Origin of the sequence: Pseudomonas fluorescens (assembly GCF_002022275.1) — a bacterium.
Taxonomy (GTDB): domain Bacteria; phylum Pseudomonadota; class Gammaproteobacteria; order Pseudomonadales; family Pseudomonadaceae; genus Aquipseudomonas; species Aquipseudomonas fluorescens_AJ.
On the sequence record NZ_MSDF01000016.1, the window covers coordinates 575,951 to 592,539 of the forward strand.

Annotated in this window: 14 protein-coding genes; 4 read left to right on the forward strand and 10 right to left on the reverse strand. The window is 60.9% G+C overall.

Going from position 1 to position 16,589, the window contains the following annotated elements:
- Positions 1 to 61: 61 nt before the first annotated feature.
- The 10 genes from purH to BFW87_RS14660 form a co-directional block, all read right to left on the reverse strand.
- Entirely contained in the window at positions 62 to 1,669 is a 1,608-nt protein-coding gene (purH, locus tag BFW87_RS14615; protein WP_078740487.1) for a bifunctional phosphoribosylaminoimidazolecarboxamide formyltransferase/IMP cyclohydrolase, read from the reverse strand.
- An 82-nt stretch (positions 1,670 to 1,751) separates the two neighbouring features.
- Complete coding sequence (gene fis / locus BFW87_RS14620; RefSeq protein ID WP_002555375.1) at positions 1,752 to 2,072, reverse strand: DNA-binding transcriptional regulator Fis; 321 nt, start codon at positions 2,070 to 2,072, stop codon at positions 1,752 to 1,754.
- Positions 2,069 to 3,082, reverse strand: coding sequence for a tRNA dihydrouridine synthase DusB (gene dusB, locus BFW87_RS14625; protein ID WP_017738533.1), 1,014 nt, complete (start codon positions 3,080 to 3,082; stop codon positions 2,069 to 2,071). The genes fis and dusB overlap by 4 nt, the downstream gene beginning before the upstream one ends.
- A gap of 185 nt (positions 3,083 to 3,267) precedes the next feature.
- Positions 3,268 to 4,521 (reverse strand): DUF3426 domain-containing protein, encoded by a 1,254-nt coding sequence (locus BFW87_RS14630; RefSeq protein WP_078740488.1) that lies wholly within the window; start codon positions 4,519 to 4,521, stop codon positions 3,268 to 3,270.
- A gap of 30 nt (positions 4,522 to 4,551) precedes the next feature.
- On the reverse strand, positions 4,552 to 5,430 hold the full coding sequence (prmA, locus tag BFW87_RS14635; RefSeq protein ID WP_078740489.1) for a 50S ribosomal protein L11 methyltransferase: 879 nt from the start codon (positions 5,428 to 5,430) through the stop codon (positions 4,552 to 4,554).
- Between the two features lie 301 nt (positions 5,431 to 5,731).
- Positions 5,732 to 7,093 carry an acetyl-CoA carboxylase biotin carboxylase subunit gene (accC, locus tag BFW87_RS14640; protein WP_078740490.1) on the reverse strand — a complete coding sequence of 454 codons (1,362 nt, stop codon included), beginning with the start codon at positions 7,091 to 7,093 and terminating at the stop codon, positions 5,732 to 5,734.
- Between the two features lie 17 nt (positions 7,094 to 7,110).
- Positions 7,111 to 7,572 (reverse strand): acetyl-CoA carboxylase biotin carboxyl carrier protein, encoded by a 462-nt coding sequence (accB, locus tag BFW87_RS14645; protein ID WP_078740491.1) that lies wholly within the window; start codon positions 7,570 to 7,572, stop codon positions 7,111 to 7,113.
- 24 nt (positions 7,573 to 7,596) lie between these two features.
- Positions 7,597 to 8,052 carry a type II 3-dehydroquinate dehydratase gene (gene aroQ / locus BFW87_RS14650; protein WP_010213488.1) on the reverse strand — a complete coding sequence of 152 codons (456 nt, stop codon included), beginning with the start codon at positions 8,050 to 8,052 and terminating at the stop codon, positions 7,597 to 7,599.
- Between the two features lie 315 nt (positions 8,053 to 8,367).
- A complete protein-coding gene (locus BFW87_RS32605; RefSeq protein WP_439848383.1) occupies positions 8,368 to 8,916 on the reverse strand; it encodes a methyl-accepting chemotaxis protein in 549 nt (182 codons plus the stop codon).
- Between the two features lie 1,466 nt (positions 8,917 to 10,382).
- Complete coding sequence (locus tag BFW87_RS14660; protein WP_078740493.1) at positions 10,383 to 12,053, reverse strand: response regulator; 1,671 nt, start codon at positions 12,051 to 12,053, stop codon at positions 10,383 to 10,385.
- Between the two features lie 388 nt (positions 12,054 to 12,441).
- Between BFW87_RS14660 and BFW87_RS14665 the strand changes: the two genes are divergently transcribed.
- The 4 genes from BFW87_RS14665 (at position 12,442) to speA (ending at position 16,582) form a co-directional block, all read left to right on the forward strand.
- A complete protein-coding gene (locus BFW87_RS14665; RefSeq protein ID WP_439848384.1) occupies positions 12,442 to 13,419 on the forward strand; it encodes a DUF2333 family protein in 978 nt (325 codons plus the stop codon).
- Positions 13,420 to 13,421: 2 nt separating this feature from the next.
- Positions 13,422 to 13,958, forward strand: a complete 537-nt coding sequence (locus BFW87_RS14670; protein WP_078740495.1) for an NUDIX hydrolase — start codon at positions 13,422 to 13,424, stop codon at positions 13,956 to 13,958.
- 195 nt (positions 13,959 to 14,153) lie between these two features.
- Positions 14,154 to 14,525: a translation initiation factor Sui1 gene (locus tag BFW87_RS14675; RefSeq protein WP_078740496.1), complete on the forward strand. Its 372-nt coding sequence runs from the start codon at positions 14,154 to 14,156 to the stop codon at positions 14,523 to 14,525.
- A 143-nt stretch (positions 14,526 to 14,668) separates the two neighbouring features.
- Positions 14,669 to 16,582 (forward strand): arginine decarboxylase, encoded by a 1,914-nt coding sequence (gene speA / locus BFW87_RS14680; protein ID WP_078740497.1) that lies wholly within the window; start codon positions 14,669 to 14,671, stop codon positions 16,580 to 16,582.
- Positions 16,583 to 16,589: the final 7 nt, after the last annotated feature.

Below are 16,589 nucleotides of genomic sequence, written 5' to 3' on the forward strand. Positions count from 1 at the left end.
CCAACGCGGGGCAAGCCCGCTCGCCACAAAGGGCCCGCTCCCACATTTCAATCGGGTTGTATCAGTGGCGGAAGTGGCGCATGCCGGTGAAGACCATGGCGATGCCGGCTTCGTCAGCAGCAGCAATCACTTCAGCATCACGCATCGAGCCGCCTGGCTGGATCACGGCGGTCACACCGGCTTTCGCGGCATTATCCAGGCCATCGCGGAACGGGAAGAACGCGTCAGACGCCATCACCGAGCCTTGTACCTTCAAACCGGCGTGTTCAGCCTTGATCGCAGCAATACGCGCCGAGTTCACGCGGCTCATCTGGCCCGCGCCGACGCCGATGGTCTGGCGGTTCTTGGCGTAAACGATAGCGTTGGATTTAACGTACTTGGCCACTTTCCAGGCGAAGATCAGGTCGTTGATCTCTTGCTCGGTCGGCGCGCGCTTGGTAACGACTTTCAGGTCTTCGCTGCCGATCATGCCGATGTCGCGGCTCTGTACCAGCAAGCCGCCATTGACGCGCTTGTAGTCCCAGGCAGCGGCACGGTCAGCCGACCACTCGCCGCAGGCCAGCAGGCGCACATTGGCCTTGGCCGCCACAATGGCGCGGGCCTCTTCGCTCACGGATGGGGCGATGATCACTTCGACGAACTGACGCTCAACGATCGCTTTAGCGGTCTCGGCGTCCAGTTCACGGTTGAAGGCGATGATGCCGCCGAACGCGGATTCAGTGTCGGTGGCGTAAGCCAGCTCGTACGCCTGGCGGATGCCGCCTTCAGCGTCCGGGCTGACGGCCACGCCGCACGGGTTGGCGTGCTTGACGATGACGCAAGCCGGCTTGATGAAGCTCTTCACGCATTCCAGCGCAGCGTCGGTGTCGGCCACGTTGTTGTAGGACAGCTCTTTGCCTTGCAGTTGGGTCGCGGTGGCAATACCGACTTCAGCCGGTTTGGCCTCAACGTAGAACGCCGCGCTCTGGTGCGGGTTCTCGCCGTAGCGCATTTCCTGGGCCTTGATGAACTGGCTGTTGAAGGTGCGCGGGAACTGGCTGCGGCCTTCTGTGCTGAGGGTGTCGGCGGCTTGATTTACGCTGCCCATGTAGTTGGCGATCATGCCGTCGTAAGCGGCGGTGTGTTCGAACGCCTTGAGCATCAGATCGAAACGCTGAGCGTAGGTCAGGCCACCGGCTTTCAGGCTTTCGAGCACTTGGCTGTAGTCGCTGGCGTTGACCACGATGGCCACGTCTTTGTGGTTCTTGGCCGCGGAGCGAACCATGGTCGGGCCGCCGATATCGATGTTTTCGATGGCGGTCGGCAGGTCGCAGCCTGGCTTGTTGATGGTGGCTTCGAACGGGTAGAGGTTAACGGCCACCAGGTCGATCGGCTTGATGCCGTGCTCGCTCATGATGGCGTCGTCGATGCCACGACGGCCGAGGATGCCGCCGTGGATTTTCGGGTGCAGGGTCTTGACCCGACCGTCCATCATTTCTGCGAAACCGGTGTAGTCCGCCACTTCTACTGCGGCCACGCCGTTGTCCTGCAGCAGTTTGAAGGTCCCGCCCGTGGAGAGGATTTCCACGCCCAGAGCTTCCAGCTCCCGGGCAAAGTCGAGGATCCCGGTCTTGTCGGAGACGCTGATCAAGGCACGGCGGATCGGCAGGCGGGTAGTCTGGTCGGTCATTTCAATTTCCATCAAAAGCAAAGGAGTCAGCAAAAAAGGCGACCGTTTTTTACGCGGGCGCCTTTCTGGTTTGATTGAATGCTTACAGCAAATCGTACTGCTTGAGCTTTTTGCGCAAGGTCCCACGGTTCAGGCCCAGCAGCTCACTGGCTTTGGTCTGGTTGCCCTTGACGTAGTTCATCACGCTTTCGAGCAACGGCGCTTCGACTTCGGAGAGCACCAGGTTGTACACGTCCGTGACGGAAGCGCCCTCAAGGTGGGCGAAATAATTGTGCAGCGCCTTCTCGACACTCCCGCGAAGGGTCTGGCCTTCTTCGCTCGGCGTGTTGAGGTGCTGTTTCAAATTGACGTTGTCGCTCACGGGTGTTGTTCCACTCACTAAAGTCTCGGTCATCATCGTCATGCGGCCACCCCCTCTCCGTCCCCTGTCCCCAGGCTCTTGTAACGCTCGCTGAAAAACTCACGAACGTTGGCGCACTGTGCTTCCGTATCATCCAAACGATTGAAGTGGGCGCGAAACTCCCTGGCGCCCGGCAAGGTTGCGAGATACCAGCCCACATGCTTGCGAGCAATGCGTACTCCCATCACGTCTCCATAGAAGGCGTGCAGGGCGGCCAGATGCTCTAGCAGAATACGTTCCACCTCGATCAGCTCCGGTGCCGGCAACACTTCGCCAGTACGCAGAAAATGCTCGATCTCACGAAAAATCCACGGCCGCCCCTGGGCGGCCCGGCCAATCAACAAGCCATCGGCACCGGTTGCGTGCAAGACGCGCCGGGCTTTCTCGGCTGAGTCGATGTCGCCATTGGCAAACACCGGCATCGACACCGCCTGCTTGATTGCGGCGATGGTGTCGTACTCGGCTTCACCGGTGTAAAGGTCGGCGCGGGTGCGGCCATGCACTGCCAGCGCTGTAATGCCTGCCTGTTCGGCGATCTTCGCCACCGTCAGGCCGTTCTTGTTGTCCCGGTCCCAGCCGGTACGAATCTTCAGGGTCACCGGCACATCCACTGCGGCGACAACGGCCTGCAGGATCTCGGCGACCAACTGCTCATCTTTCAACAATGCGGAACCGGCGGCCTTGTTGCAGACCTTCTTGGCCGGGCAGCCCATGTTGATGTCGATGATTTGTGCACCCAGCTCCACGTTGGCCCGGGCCGCATCCGCCAGCATCTGTGCATCTCCACCGGCGATCTGTACCGAGCGGGGCTCGGGATCACCTTCGTGGATCATGCGCATCCGCGATTTGCGGGTGTTCCACAAGCTCATGTCGCTGGTGACCATTTCCGAGACTACTAGACCCGCGCCCAAACGCTTGCACAGCTGACGAAAGGGCTGGTCGGTGACACCCGCCATCGGGGCGAGGATCAAGCCGTTGTGCAATGTGTATGGGCCGATGCGTACCGCCGACATAGGACTTCCCTGTTGTGGGGCCGGATCATTAGAGTTCGAAAAAGGGTTGGCATGATACCCGCTCTCGATGACTGGATAAAGGCTGAATTGGATAAAATCTGAACAGTTATTTCTTTATCGCGACCGGTTTGGTTGCGAACGGTCAAGTCAAGAATCTGCCGTCAAACCTCGGTGCATGCACCTATTCACTCGGGCGAGTGGAAACTCAGGCTGTAATTCACGGCTTTATTGCCCGGATCGAGGATATCCAGGGAGATATGGATCGGCGTTTGCGATGGCATTTCGCTCACTCCGGCCAGCTCGCCGCTCAGGTATTCGGCAGGCTTGAAGCGACGACTGGCAATCAGGCCGCCATTCAAATCGGCGAAGCGCAGCTCCAGCAGCGGGAACGGCTGGGAGAACGTCGCACGGTTATAGATGATCGCGTCCACCACCAGTGCGCCGGCAAACTCCGGGTTGCTGCGTACGACCAGGTTGCTGCTCTTGATATGGGCGATGTCCACGCGCGATGGCACGGTGCAACCCAGCGTTGGGCACAACTGCTGGAACCATGGGCGGTAAGCGTCCTGGCGGGCCAGGTCGTCAAACTGGTAGGCGATGTACTGGCCTGCCAGGCCTGCGGCGGCCAGCAATACCAGGATGATCCAGATCAGGCGGCGGCCCCAGCCGGAGGGGCGTTTTTGCCCGTACAGGTGCAGCGGGTCGTCTTCCAGGTCCTGGAGCACGTCGTCGTGAACACTGGCTTCGGGGCGTGGGCGCTTGCGACGAGGCTGCACACGCTCCTCGGGTTCCGGTTCGTCCACGTCGACACGGATGGGGCTGAACGGCGGGTCGAGGTCTTCGTCGTCCGGGGTCGAACGCAGCGTCGGCTCGTCGTCGACCTCGTCGAGGTGAAAGGACATCGACGGTTCGGTGCGCTGTTTGGTGGCCAGCGGCTTGGCGGGTTCAGGTTCGTCTTCGGGCGTTGTTGCGCGCTCCTCAGGCGGTTCGCTGAACAGGCTGGCGGCCCATTTTTCTTCCTCGGCCTTGACGGTGTCGCGGCGGGCGCTGAGGGAATCTTCCTTTTGTCGGCGGTCAGTATGGGCCTGACGACGCTCCGCACCCACTGGCTGGGTGTGCTGAATCTCGCGGCGCTCCAGTTTGGCCAGCTCTTCGTCCAGGTCCAGGTTGTCCAGGTCCAGCTCTTCGGCCGTCCACTGTTTCTGGCTGATTGCGCGCGGCGCCTCGGGAGCAGGCTCGGTGGTTTTCTCAGCGACGACCGGCTGCTCAGGCTCCGCCGCAGGCGCTTTGGCGCGCTGCTCCAGCAGCTGGCGTGCGGCATTGAACACTTGCAGGCACGAGCCGCAGCGAACCGCGCCACGCGCCACGCTGAGTTGGGCGTGGCTGACGCGGAAGCGGGCTTGGCAATGCGGGCACTGGGTGACGAAACTGTCGGTCATGCGGCCATCCGATTCAGGCAGGCGCTCATTCTAGCGCCGACGACCACTGATGCGTACCCAGCCGTCACGGTTTGCGATCGGATCCAGATCGAAATCCTGCGCATAAGCGGCGGCGACGTCTTCACCCTGCTCGGCGAGGATGCCCGACAGCGCCAGACGGCCCCCCGGCTTGACCAGGCTGGACAGTTGCGGCGCCAGCGAAACCAGCGGCCCGGCGAGGATATTGGCGACCAAGACGTCAGCCTGCACCTGGGGCAATTGCTCCGGCAGGTAAAGTGGGAATTTGCCTTCAGGGATGTGGTTGCGCCCGGCGTTATCGCGCGAGGCTTCCAGGGCCTGCACGTCGATGTCGGTGCCGACGGCTTCCTTGGCGCCCAGCAGCAGGGCGGCAATCGCCAGGATCCCCGAGCCGCAACCGAAGTCCAGCACGTTGCAGTCGGTCAAGTCCTGGCCGTCCAGCCACTCCAGGCACAGCGCGGTGGTGGGGTGAGTGCCGGTGCCGAACGCCAGGCCCGGGTCGAGCAGCAGGTTGACGGCATCTGGCTCAGGCGCGGCATGCCAGCTCGGCACGATCCACAGACGCTGGCCGAAACGCATGGGCTGGAAGTTGTCCATCCAGCTGCGTTCCCAGTCCTGGTCTTCGATGATTTCGCTGTGGTGCTCCGGCAGCGGGCTGCCGGTGAGCAGTTCCATATGGGCCAGCACGGCGGCGGCGTCGGTGCCGTCTTCGAACAGGGCCAGTAAATGGGTGTGGGACCACAGCGGGGTGGTGTTGAGTTCGGGTTCGAAGATCGGTTGGTCTTCAGCGTCCATGAAGGTCACCGAAACGGCGCCGACTTCGAGGAAAGCGTCTTCGTAGGTTTCGGCTTGTTCTGGGCTGATGGCGAGACGGACTTGCAGCCAAGGCATGGCGGGCACCTTTGAAAATAATGAGTGTGCAGCGAGGTGGGCTGCGAAAGCGCGCAAGTTTACGCGAGCGGCGGGAAGAAGACGACACCACTGACGGCACTCGGTCCAAATGTGGGAGCTGGCTTGTGTGGGAGCTGGCTTGCCTGCGATTGTATCGCCCCGGTTGGGTTGACAGACCGAGTCGCCTGCATCGCGGGCAAGCCCGGCTCCCACACAAGCCAGCTCCCACAGGGTTTTGTGGTGTCTTTGGTATCCCACAAACAACAAAACCGCCCGAAGGCGGCTTTGTCAGGTAGAGCACTTACTGGTTGGCCAGCTTGTGTTCCAGGTAGTGAATGTTCACACCACCTTCGCAGAAGCCTTCATCACGAACCAGGTCCCGGTGCAGCGGGATGTTGGTCTTGATGCCGTCCACCACGATTTCGTCCAGGGCGTTGCGCATACGGGCCATGGCCTCGTCGCGGGTGGCGCCCCAGGTGATCAGCTTGCCGATCAACGAGTCATAGTTGGACGGAACCTTGTAGCCGCTGTACAGGTGCGAATCCACACGTACGCCGTTGCCGCCGGGCGCGTGGAAATGCTTGACCAGGCCAGGGCTTGGCATAAAGGTTTGCGGGTCTTCGGCGTTGATCCGGCACTCCAGGGAGTGACCGTGGATCTTCACGTCGTCCTGGGTGAAGGACAGCACGTTGCCAGCGGCGATGCTGAGCATCTCCTTGACGATGTCGATACCGGTGACCATCTCCGAAACCGGGTGCTCTACCTGCACACGAGTGTTCATCTCGATGAAGTAGAAACGGCCGTTTTCGTAGAGGAACTCGAAGGTCCCTGCGCCACGGTAGTTGATATCGATGCACGCCTTGACGCAGCGAGCGAGTACTTCTTCGCGCGCTTTTTCGTCCAGGCCTGGCGCCGGAGCTTCTTCCAGAACCTTCTGGTGACGACGTTGCAGCGAGCAATCGCGGTCGCCCAGGTGGATGGCGTGGCCCTGGCCGTCGGACAGTACCTGCACTTCCACGTGACGCGGGTTGATCAGGTACTTTTCCAGGTAGACCATCGGGTTGCCGAACCAGGCGCCCGCTTCGGAGCGAGTCTGCTTGGCGGCTTCGATCAGGTCTTCTTCCTTGTGCACAACACGCATGCCGCGACCACCACCGCCACCGGCGGCCTTGATGATCACCGGGTAACCCACTTCACGACCAATGCGCAGAGCGGTTTCCTCGTCTTCAGGCAGTGGGCCGTCGGAACCAGGAACGGTGGGCACGCCGGCAGCGATCATGGCGTCCTTGGCCGACACCTTGTCGCCCATCAGGCGAATGGTTTCGGCTTTCGGGCCGATGAAGGCAAACCCGGATTTCTCCACCTGTTCGGCGAAGTCGGCGTTTTCCGCGAGGAAGCCGTAGCCCGGGTGGATGCCATCAGCGCCGGTCACTTCAGCCGCGGCGATGATGTTCGAGACTTTCAGGTACGAGTTCGTGGCCAGTGGCGGGCCGATGCAGATGCTTTCGTCCGCCAGTTTCACGTGCATCAATTCGGTATCGGCCGTCGAGTAAACAGCGACGGTCTTGATGCCCTCTTCCTTACAGGCGCGCAGGATACGCAGCGCGATCTCGCCGCGGTTGGCGATCAGGACTTTTTGCAGTTTCTTCGCAGGTTTCAACATCGAAGGCGCTCCGCGGTTCAAACGATGGTGAACAGCGGCTGGTCGTACTCAACCGGCTGACCGTTTTCTACCAGGATGGATTCGATGACGCCGGCTTTTTCAGCGGTGATGTGGTTCATCATCTTCATCGCTTCAACGATGCAGATGGTGTCGCCCACTTTCACGGTCTTGCCGACTTCAACGAAGGCTGGCGAGGTCGGTGCCGGGGTGCGGTAGAACGTACCGACCATTGGCGACTTGACCACGAAGCCGTTCAGCGCAGGTGCGGCCGGGGCAGCAGGTGCAGCGGCAGCAGCAGGGGCGGCCGGTGCAGCAGCGGCCGGAGCCGGCGCTTGCATCTGTGGCGCGTAGAACTGTTGAGCCGGGGTCTTGCTGTGACGGCTGATCCGTACGGACTCTTCGCCTTCCTTGATTTCCAGCTCGTCGATACCGGATTCTTCCAGCAGTTCGATCAATTTCTTAACTTTACGGATATCCATGAATCATCAACTCCCAAGGGTCGGTCAGGGGCGCTTGGCCGGTTGTTCAAGTTGTTCCAGGGCGGCCTCCAGGGCCAGTCGGTACCCGCTGGCGCCAAGGCCGCAGATCACACCTACCGCTACATCGGAGAAGTAGGAGTGATGGCGGAAAGCTTCGCGTTTGTGCACGTTCGACAAATGCACTTCGATGAATGGGATGCTCACCGCCAGCAGCGCGTCACGTAATGCAACACTTGTATGCGTAAAAGCGGCGGGATTGATCAGGATAAAGTCCACGCCTTCGCCACGCGCGGCATGGATGCGATCAATCAATTCGTACTCGGCATTGCTTTGCAGGTAGAGCAGATGGTGGCCGGCTTCACGTGCCCTGCGTTCAAGATCGAGGTTGATCTGATCCAGGGTCACTGCCCCGTAGACGCCCGGTTCGCGGGTGCCGAGCAGGTTTAGGTTGGGTCCGTGAAGAACCAGTAAGGTCGCCATCGGCTGTTCCTTGTTATTGATGTGGGTACGGCAGAACCCGGCGACTATGCCGCAAAGCCTTTGTGACTGTCCAGTTCTATGCAGTAGGCGGCACGATTAGCGAGGATTGCGCAAAATTTGTGACTGGGCCCCGGATTCCGGTCATTGGCGATACGGTCTTGAGCCTGGCACAGATCCAATGTGGGAGCTGGCTTGCCTGCGATGGCGGTATGTCAGTTAACAATAAGGTGCTGACCCACCGTCATCGCAGGCAAGCCAGCTCCCACATTTTTGATCTCCATATGATTGTTGATCTTCATATGACGGGAGATTGGGTCAGACGCGGAAAGCTTTGACTGCCGTATTGAGCTGCCCACCCAGCACCAACAAATGCTCACCCTGACTACGCCCCTGCCCGATACGCAGCAAATTATCCTCACCCAGCTGGTGAATCCGCTCGCTATTGTCACGAATCTCACTCACGGCGCCACTCTGCTGCGCCGTCACATCGGCAATCCGCACGGCAGTGTCGGAAATAGTCTGGATCGCGCCGACAATCTCATCCAGCGCGCCATCCGCTGCCTGGGCTTGCTGCGCCGTGGCTTCGGCGTGTTCGACCTGCGCGCGCATGCCTTCCACCGACTGGCGGGCGGCCGTTTGCAGGCTGGCGATGAGGCCTTGAATTTCAGCGGTGGCGCCTGCTGTGCGCTGCGCCAGCGAGCGCACTTCATCGGCGACTACGGCAAACCCGCGCCCGGCTTCACCGGCCCGCGCAGCCTCGATGGCGGCGTTAAGGGCGAGTAAATTGGTCTGGTCGGCAATCGAGCGAATTACCGTCAGCACGCCGCCGATGGTGGCGGACTCTTCAGCGAGTTTCTCGATCATCTGCGCGTTTTGCTGCACTTCTCCGACCAGCGCGTGCAAGCCTGTCAGGCTCAGGCCGATCACTCGCTGACCTTGCTCCACTGCCTGGCCCGCGCTGCGGCTGGCGCCGGCAGCCTGGCTGGCGTCACCGGCCACTTGCTGGATAGTCGCTTCCAGTTCACCCAGCGAATCACGAATCTGCGCGGTATCACCCGCCTGGCGCTCGGCGCCGTCATGCAGGCCGCTGCTCAGTTCGGCAAGGGCGCGACTGCTGCCGGCAACTTCCTCGGCATTGCCGCGAATGGTGCCGACCAAGTCCACCAGGTAAGCGCGTAGGCGGTTCAACGAGGCTTCGATGTCGTGCAGCTCGCGGTTGGTCTTGCCCAAGGCTATCGGCTGGCTGAAATCACCCTCGGCCCACGTCGACAGCGCCGGTGCCAGGCCGGTCAGCACCCGTGCCAGACGGCGTTGCAGGGTATCGATCAGCAGCGCAATCAGCAGGATCAGGCCGATCATCACGCCTTGCATCAGGCGCACTTCGCCCTGGATCTTGCCGTGTTGCGCGCGCACTACCGGCTCCAGCCCGGCGATGGCGTGTTGTACGGCGGCGACTTTCAACTGGGTGGCGGTGGCGAGGTCGGCGCGTTGCTGGATTTGCTCACGGGTGCGCTTGAGTTCGGCGGGGTAACGGGTCAGCAGGCTGTTGAGTTCGCGCTTGAGGTCAACGCCGGTGTCTTGCACTTCGGCTTTTTCGCTGTTTTCCAGGCCCATCATCGCGGAAAAATCATCGGTGCTGGATTCGCTGCTGGCTTTAACGCCGAGCAATGGCAGCTGCGCCAACAGGTCGGCCTGGGCGCGGATGCTGACAATTTCGCGCTCCACGTCATCGGCCAATTCCGCGCGCCCGCTGCTCACCAGCTTGTCGCGGGCCAGCGACAGTTTGCCCAGGTGCTGGGACGCGGTCAGCAGCGGCGGCAAGTAGCGCGCCGCGTCAGGCGAGTTGACGCCCGTGGCGTACTGGCTCAATTGCTCCAGGTTCGCTCCCAGTTCACGCTCGGCTTGCAGCAGCAAGGCTTGCGGGTCGCCAGCCAGTTTTCCGGCGGCCAGCAGGTCGGTTTTGCTGAAGGCATCCAGGTCCACCAGGCTTGGGCGCAGGTTTTGCGCGAGGTCGGCGGGGAGCTCATCCAGATGCTGCAACAGGTTTTCCAGGCTTTGGCTGGCACTGCTCAAACGCAAGGCGTCGCCGCTGGCCAGGTAGTCGTCGATATTGCGCGCGGCCTGATTCTGGAAGGTCTGGGACAGGCCCAGGTAGCGCTCCATCAACAAATAGGGACGCTCCAGCGCCCGTTGCGACCACCACAGCGTCGCCCCAAGTGCCAGGCACACGGCCACCAACAGGAGGGTATTGAGATTGGTCAGCAGCTTCAGGCGCATGCGTGGTTTCAACCGACAGCAAAAGATAAGTGCCTGAAGTTATTGCGTTTCCATTACAGAGTTATGACGGAATCGGTGGATTCCGGTGAAAAGATGGCACTTTGCTTTGATGAGCGTGCGGCTTGCACGCGATTGCGCCCGGCATCCTTGGCGCGGTACAGCGCCTCGTCGGCCTGGGCCGCCATCATCAAGCTGTCGGAGCCGTCGCACAGCTCCACCAGCCCGGCGCTGAACGTGCACCACAAATCCTGCGGTTGGGCGGGGTAGTGGATTTCGGCAAAACGCCCGCGGATTTCGTCCAGCACCTTGCAGGCCGATTCCAGGTCGGTGTCGGGCATTACGATGGCGAACTCTTCGCCGCCGTAGCGCCCGATAAAGTCGGTTTTGCGCAAACGCTGCTTGAGAAACAACGCGAGGCTTTTGATCACGCGGTCGCCCATGGGGTGGCCGTGGCTGTCGTTGACCCGCTTGAAGTGGTCAATGTCGAGCATGGCAAAGCTCAACGGCTTGTTCTCACGGCGCGCGCGGAAGCTGCAGTCTTCGAGCAATTGCAGGATATGGGTGTGGTTATACAGACCGGTCAGGCTGTCGCGCACCATCCGCGCCTTCAAGTTGCGCGCACGTGCGGCGCGGTTGCGCACGGTGGTGATCAGGTGGCGCGGCTTGATCGGCTTGGTGAGGAAGTCGTCGCCGCCTTCGCTCATGGCGTCCAGTTGCTTGTCCAGGTCATCTTCGGCCGACAGGTAAATGATCGGCACGCTGACATAACGGTCGTTGTGGCGAATGACCTTGGCCAGTTCGGTGCCGGTACAGGCGGGCATATACATGTCGAGGATGATCAGGTCCGGCTGGAAGTCCGCCAGCTCGGCCATGGCCTGGATCGGCTCGATCAGAGTGCGCGTGACAATACCGGCGCTGTTGAGCAGGCGTTCGGTGTGCAGCGCCTGGGCCCGAGAGTCGTCGATGATCAGCACTTTGTACGGCTCGTACTGGGCCACGCAGGTCAGCACTTCGATCTTTTCCAGCAGGCTTGAGGCTTCCAGCGTGCCGGTGAGGAATTCCTGACCGCCCGCGCGCACGGCGGCAAGGCGGGTCGGCGTGTCGGTTTCATGCAGGCTGAAAAACAGCAGCGGCAGCTTTTGCTCCAGGCCTTCCTGGGCTTCGGCGGCCAGTTTGAGGCCCAGGCCTGCGCCGCAGAAATCCACGTCCATCACAATCGCCGAAGGCAAACGCTCGGCCATGGACGCACGAAACGCCGCCACGCTGTCGAGGGACTGCGCGCTCATGCCAAAGAACTCCAGCTGCTTGGCCAGGCGTTCGGCGCGGTCGTGATCGGCCAGCATTACGTAGATCGGCTTGCGCATCGGCGGCAGGAAGGTTTGTTCCAGCTGGTCGCCTTGGCGCAAGCCGGTACGGGACAGCCGCTGCATCAGGCGGTTGAGTTCGGTGATCAGTTGGCTGCTCAGACGGCCGCGATTGTCATCCACGGCCTTGAGGGACTCTCCGATGTGCCGCGCCAGTTGGCCGTGCTCCGGCTGCTCGAAGCGCTCGGCAAAGCGCAGCAGGCGCAGGTTCGCTTCGCTGAGTTCGGAAAAATCGGCGTTCGACCATTCGCTGCGTTGCAGGCGCTGCCAGATCTCAAGAATTTGACGTGCCTGATGAATTACCCGCTGGGCAAAATGGTGCTTGAGACGCTCACGGCTGGGGTCTTCTGGCTCGGTCATATCCTGACTACTAGTGAGGGTGCATGCTGAGGTCGACTGATGGCTCTATGCTAGCACCTCTTCTCCGTTACATGAGTGTCATACGTCAATTAAGTACACGCGGGTGTCATTCAGTTTTTGACCTGATGGTCGCGCAGCGTAAAAAGCGTGCATCCTTTATAGTCCAGGCTTTGTCGCGCGCCACTTTCGTGAAAAGCCCCGCACCGACGGGCACGATGGGGTAGGGTTGTGGTCGGAGTGTTTGAACGCACCCGGACCATTGACGTGCATGTACTCAAGTGATTGAAAGGATATCGCCATGCTGGACTGGAAAAATCGTGCAGGAGCCGCCAAAGGCCCCGCCCCTGAGCCCAAATCGGCCAACCGCGGCTATTTTCGCAACCTGCTCATGAGCAAAGCCTTGCTCAGCGTGCTGGTCTTGTACCTGTTGGTCACCGGTGGCCTGGGGTGGTACTGGAGCGAAGAGCCAGCGCTGTTCCCGGTTCAGCAAAATGCCCAACTGGCCGCTGAAAAAGACGGCAAGCAGATGGTAGTGGGCTTCACTACTGTAGAAACCCTCAAGACCGTGGCTGGCACCTTGCTGAGCAAGCCAGGCGGCTACATTTCCAACGACCGTTTCCCGCCAGGCCTGTGGATGGACAACATGCCGAGCTGGGAATACGGCGTGCTGGTGCAGGTGCGTGACCTGACTCGCGCCCTGCGTAAAGATTTCGCCCGTTCGCAGTCCCAGTCGGCTGAAGACGCGGATTTGGCCAAGGCCGAGCCGCGTTTCAACTTCGACAACAAGAGCTGGGTGCTGCCGTCCAGCGAGTCGGAATATCAGGAAGGCATCAATTCCCTGAGCCGTTACGAGGCGCGCCTCTCCGACCCGAATCAACGCGGCGCTTTGTTCTATGCGCGTGCTGACAACCTGAACAACTGGCTGGGTGACGTCGCCACTCGCTTGGGTTCGTTGTCGCAACGCCTGTCGGCCAGCGTGGGTCGGGTCAAGCTCAATACCGCACTGAAAACCGAGGCCCTCGCGCCGGGTGAAGTGCCGCAGCTGGACGAAGAAATCGTCGAAACCCCGTGGATGCAGATCGACAACGTGTTCTACGAAGCCCGTGGTCAGGCGTGGGCCTTGTCCCATTTGCTGCGCGCCATTGAGGTCGACTTTGCCGACGTGCTGGCCAAGAAAAACGCCACCGTCAGCGTGCGTCAGATCATTCGTGAGTTGGAGGCCTCGCAGGAACCGGTTTGGAGCCCTATGATCCTTAATGGCAGTGGCTTTGGCATTCTCGCCAACCACTCGCTGGTCATGGCCAATTACATTTCCCGGGCAAACGCTGCAGTTATAGATTTGCGTCAGCTCCTCAACCAGGGGTGATGATGGACGCTATTCAAAAGGAGGCTGCGCACCGCGCGGCCTCTGATGCTGAACGAATCTGCTGGGTCGACGAACAGGACAACCTGCTCGGCGCCCTGGTCAGGTCCGACCTTCGCCAGCGCGGCCTGATCGGCCGTTGCACCTTTATCTTTCTGTTCAATTCAGCCGGTGAGCTGTGTGTGCATCGACGCACCCTGAGCAAAGCCATGTACCCGGGGTTCTGGGATACGGCGGCCGGCGGGATGGTGGCGGAGGGCGAATCCTACGGATTATCGGCGGCCCGGGAGCTGGAAGAAGAGCTGGGCGTTGCCGGGGTGGAGTTGACCGAGCACGACCATTTCTACTTTGAAGACGGTGACAGCAAGCTGTGGTGCAAATCCTACTCGGCGATCTGGGACGGCCCGCTGCACCTGCAGCCCGAAGAAGTCATGGAGGCGCGCTTTTTACCCCTTGAAATTGTCCTGCAGGAGGCTGAACAAAAGCCTTACTGCCCGGACGCACAAGAGGGCTTGCGCCGCTATCTGGCCTCACGTCGCTAAAGTTGCATAAATTGGCGCCATTTGACCCTTAGCAAGCCGGCTTTTTGCCGTTACACTGCGCGACTTTTCACCCGAACCACCCTGCTATTAGGTGTAGGCAGGTTCGGTAGCGCTGCCCCTGCCTGAGTGGGGCTTCGCGGTCGGCCACCTCTTTGCAGGTACCGATCAGTCTTTGTCCTCCCAAGAGGATTGCCGGTGGCCAAAAAAGCCGCATCCTTCGCCGCCCTTGGTGGCCTGGTATTTTCCACCGACGCAGGTCGACACTGCCCGGACTGTCGTCAGCCCGTGGACGCGTGCACCTGCAAACAGACCCTGATCCCTGAAGGCGACGGTATTGCCCGCGTGCGACGCGAGAGCAAAGGCCGTGGCGGCAAGACGGTGACCACCATCACCGGCGTGCCCCTGGCCGAAGAGGCCTTGAAGGAACTGGCCACCACGCTGAAAAAGCGTTGTGGCACCGGTGGCGCCCTTAAAGAAGGTGTCATCGAAATTCAGGGCGATCACGTCGAGTTGCTGTTGGCCGAACTGATCAAGCTCGGTTACAAGGCCAAGAAGTCCGGCGGCTGAAAGCCTCTTCCAGACCTGTGTCTAAACTCTGTCCTGCAAGTGAGGTCTACCTCCCTTACAGGCAAATCGTCATTTTCATTCTTTAGACTGCGCCAGCCTCAAACGAGGGGCGGCGCCTTCGCCTTCATTTATAGGGGACTTCGATGTCCGTACGACGCACACGCAAAGACGATGGCAGCCAATGGACAGTTGCGGACAGCCGCAGTGTTTACGGGATTCGCCATTGGGGGGCCGGGTATTTCGCGATCAATGATGCCGGTCGCGTTGAAGTCCGTCCGAACGGCCCGAACAGCACGCCTGTCGATCTGTACGAGCAAGTCGACGAGCTGCGCAAAAGCGGCCTGTCCTTGCCGTTGCTGGTGCGCTTCCCTGACATCCTGCAAGACCGTGTACGTCAGCTGACCGGCGCCTTCGATTCGAACATCGAGCGCCTGGAGTACCAGAGCAAGTACACCGCGCTGTACCCGATCAAGGTGAACCAGCAGGAAGCGGTGATCGAGAACATCATCGCCACCCAGGACGTGTCCATCGGCCTGGAAGCCGGTTCCAAGCCTGAGCTGCTGGCCGTGCTGGCCCTGGCGCCAAAGGGCGGCACCATCGTGTGCAACGGTTACAAGGACCGTGAGTTCATCCGCCTCGCGCTGATGGGCCAGAAACTCGGCCACAACGTGTTCATCGTGATCGAGAAGGAATCCGAAGTCGCGCTGGTGATCGAGGAGGCCGCGAACCTCAAGGTCAAGCCTCAGGTTGGCCTGCGCGTGCGTTTGTCCTCCCTGGCGTCGAGCAAGTGGGCGGACACCGGCGGTGAGAAGTCCAAGTTCGGTCTGTCGGCGGCGCAACTGCTGTCGGTGGTTGAGCGCTTCCGCGACGCGGGCCTGGACCAGGGCATCCGCCTGCTGCACTTCCACATGGGCTCGCAGATCGCCAACCTGGCCGACTACCAGCACGGGTTCAAGGAAGCGATTCGTTACTACGGCGAACTGCGCAACCTCGGCCTGCCGGTCGATCACATCGACGTCGGCGGCGGCCTGGGCGTGGACTACGACGGTACTCACTCGCGTAACGCCAGCTCGATCAACTACGACATGGACGACTACGCCGGTGTGGTGGTGGGCATGCTCAAGGAATTCTGCGACGCGCAGAGCCTGCCGCACCCGCACATTTTCTCCGAAAGCGGCCGTTCCCTGACCGCCCACCACGCCATGCTGGTGGTGCAGGTCACCGACGTCGAGAAGCACAACGACGAAATCCCGCTGATCGAAAACAAGGAAAGCCTGCCGGAAACCGTGCAATGGCTGGTGGACCTGCTGGGCCCGACCGACATTGAAATGGTCACCGAAACCTACTGGCGTGCCACGCACTACATGAGCGACGTGGCCACCCAGTACGCCGACGGCAAGATCACCCTGGCCGAAAAAGCCCTGGCCGAGCAGTGCTACTTCGCCGTGTGCCGTCGCCTGCACGACTCGCTCAAAGCCCGTCAGCGTTCTCACCGCCAGGTGCTGGACGAGCTCAACGACAAGCTGGCCGACAAGTACATCTGCAACTTCTCGGTGTTCCAGAGCCTGCCGGACACCTGGGCCATCGGCCAGGTCCTGCCGATTCTGCCGCTGCACCGTCTCGACGAAGAGCCGCTGCGCCGCGCAGTGTTGCAGGATTTGACCTGCGACTCCGATGGCAAGATCAAGCAATACGTCGACGAGCAGAGCATCGAGACCAGCCTGCCGGTGCACGCCCTGAATGAAGGCGAAGACTACTTGCTGGGCATCTTCCTGGTGGGCGCTTACCAGGAAATCCTCGGTGACATGCACAACCTGTTCGGCGACACCGACTCGGTGAACATCTACCAGCGTGAAGACGGTTCGGTGTACAGCGCCGGCATCGAGACCCACGACACCATCGAAGACATGCTGCGCTACGTGCACTTGTCGCCGGAAGAGTTGATGACGCACTACCGTGACAAGTGTGCGAGCGCGAAGATCACTGCGGCTGAGCGTACTCAGTTTCTGGATGCGTTGCGGTTGGGTCTGACGCGGTCGTCTTACCTGTCCTCGTAAGCTGAAT

Coding starts and splice junctions, on each gene's coding strand:
- purH (WP_078740487.1), bottom strand. CDS start 1,669: ATGACCGACCAGACTACCCGCCTGCCGATCCGCCGTGCCTTGATCAGC.
- prmA (WP_078740489.1), bottom strand. CDS start 5,430: ATGCCTTGGCTGCAAGTCCGTCTCGCCATCAGCCCAGAACAAGCCGAA.
- BFW87_RS14660 (WP_078740493.1), bottom strand. CDS start 12,053: ATGACCGAGCCAGAAGACCCCAGCCGTGAGCGTCTCAAGCACCATTTT.
- aroQ (WP_010213488.1), bottom strand. CDS start 8,052: ATGGCGACCTTACTGGTTCTTCACGGACCCAACCTAAACCTGCTCGGC.
- fis (WP_002555375.1), bottom strand. CDS start 2,072: ATGACGATGATGACCGAGACTTTAGTGAGTGGAACAACACCCGTGAGC.
- accB (WP_078740491.1), bottom strand. CDS start 7,572: ATGGATATCCGTAAAGTTAAGAAATTGATCGAACTGCTGGAAGAATCC.
- BFW87_RS32605 (WP_439848383.1), bottom strand. CDS start 8,916: ATGATCGAGAAACTCGCTGAAGAGTCCGCCACCATCGGCGGCGTGCTG.
- speA (WP_078740497.1), top strand. CDS start 14,669: ATGTCCGTACGACGCACACGCAAAGACGATGGCAGCCAATGGACAGTT.
- accC (WP_078740490.1), bottom strand. CDS start 7,093: ATGTTGAAACCTGCGAAGAAACTGCAAAAAGTCCTGATCGCCAACCGC.
- BFW87_RS14630 (WP_078740488.1), bottom strand. CDS start 4,521: ATGACCGACAGTTTCGTCACCCAGTGCCCGCATTGCCAAGCCCGCTTC.
- dusB (WP_017738533.1), bottom strand. CDS start 3,082: ATGTCGGCGGTACGCATCGGCCCATACACATTGCACAACGGCTTGATC.
- BFW87_RS14670 (WP_078740495.1), top strand. CDS start 13,422: ATGGACGCTATTCAAAAGGAGGCTGCGCACCGCGCGGCCTCTGATGCT.
- BFW87_RS14665 (WP_439848384.1), top strand. CDS start 12,442: ATGAGCAAAGCCTTGCTCAGCGTGCTGGTCTTGTACCTGTTGGTCACC.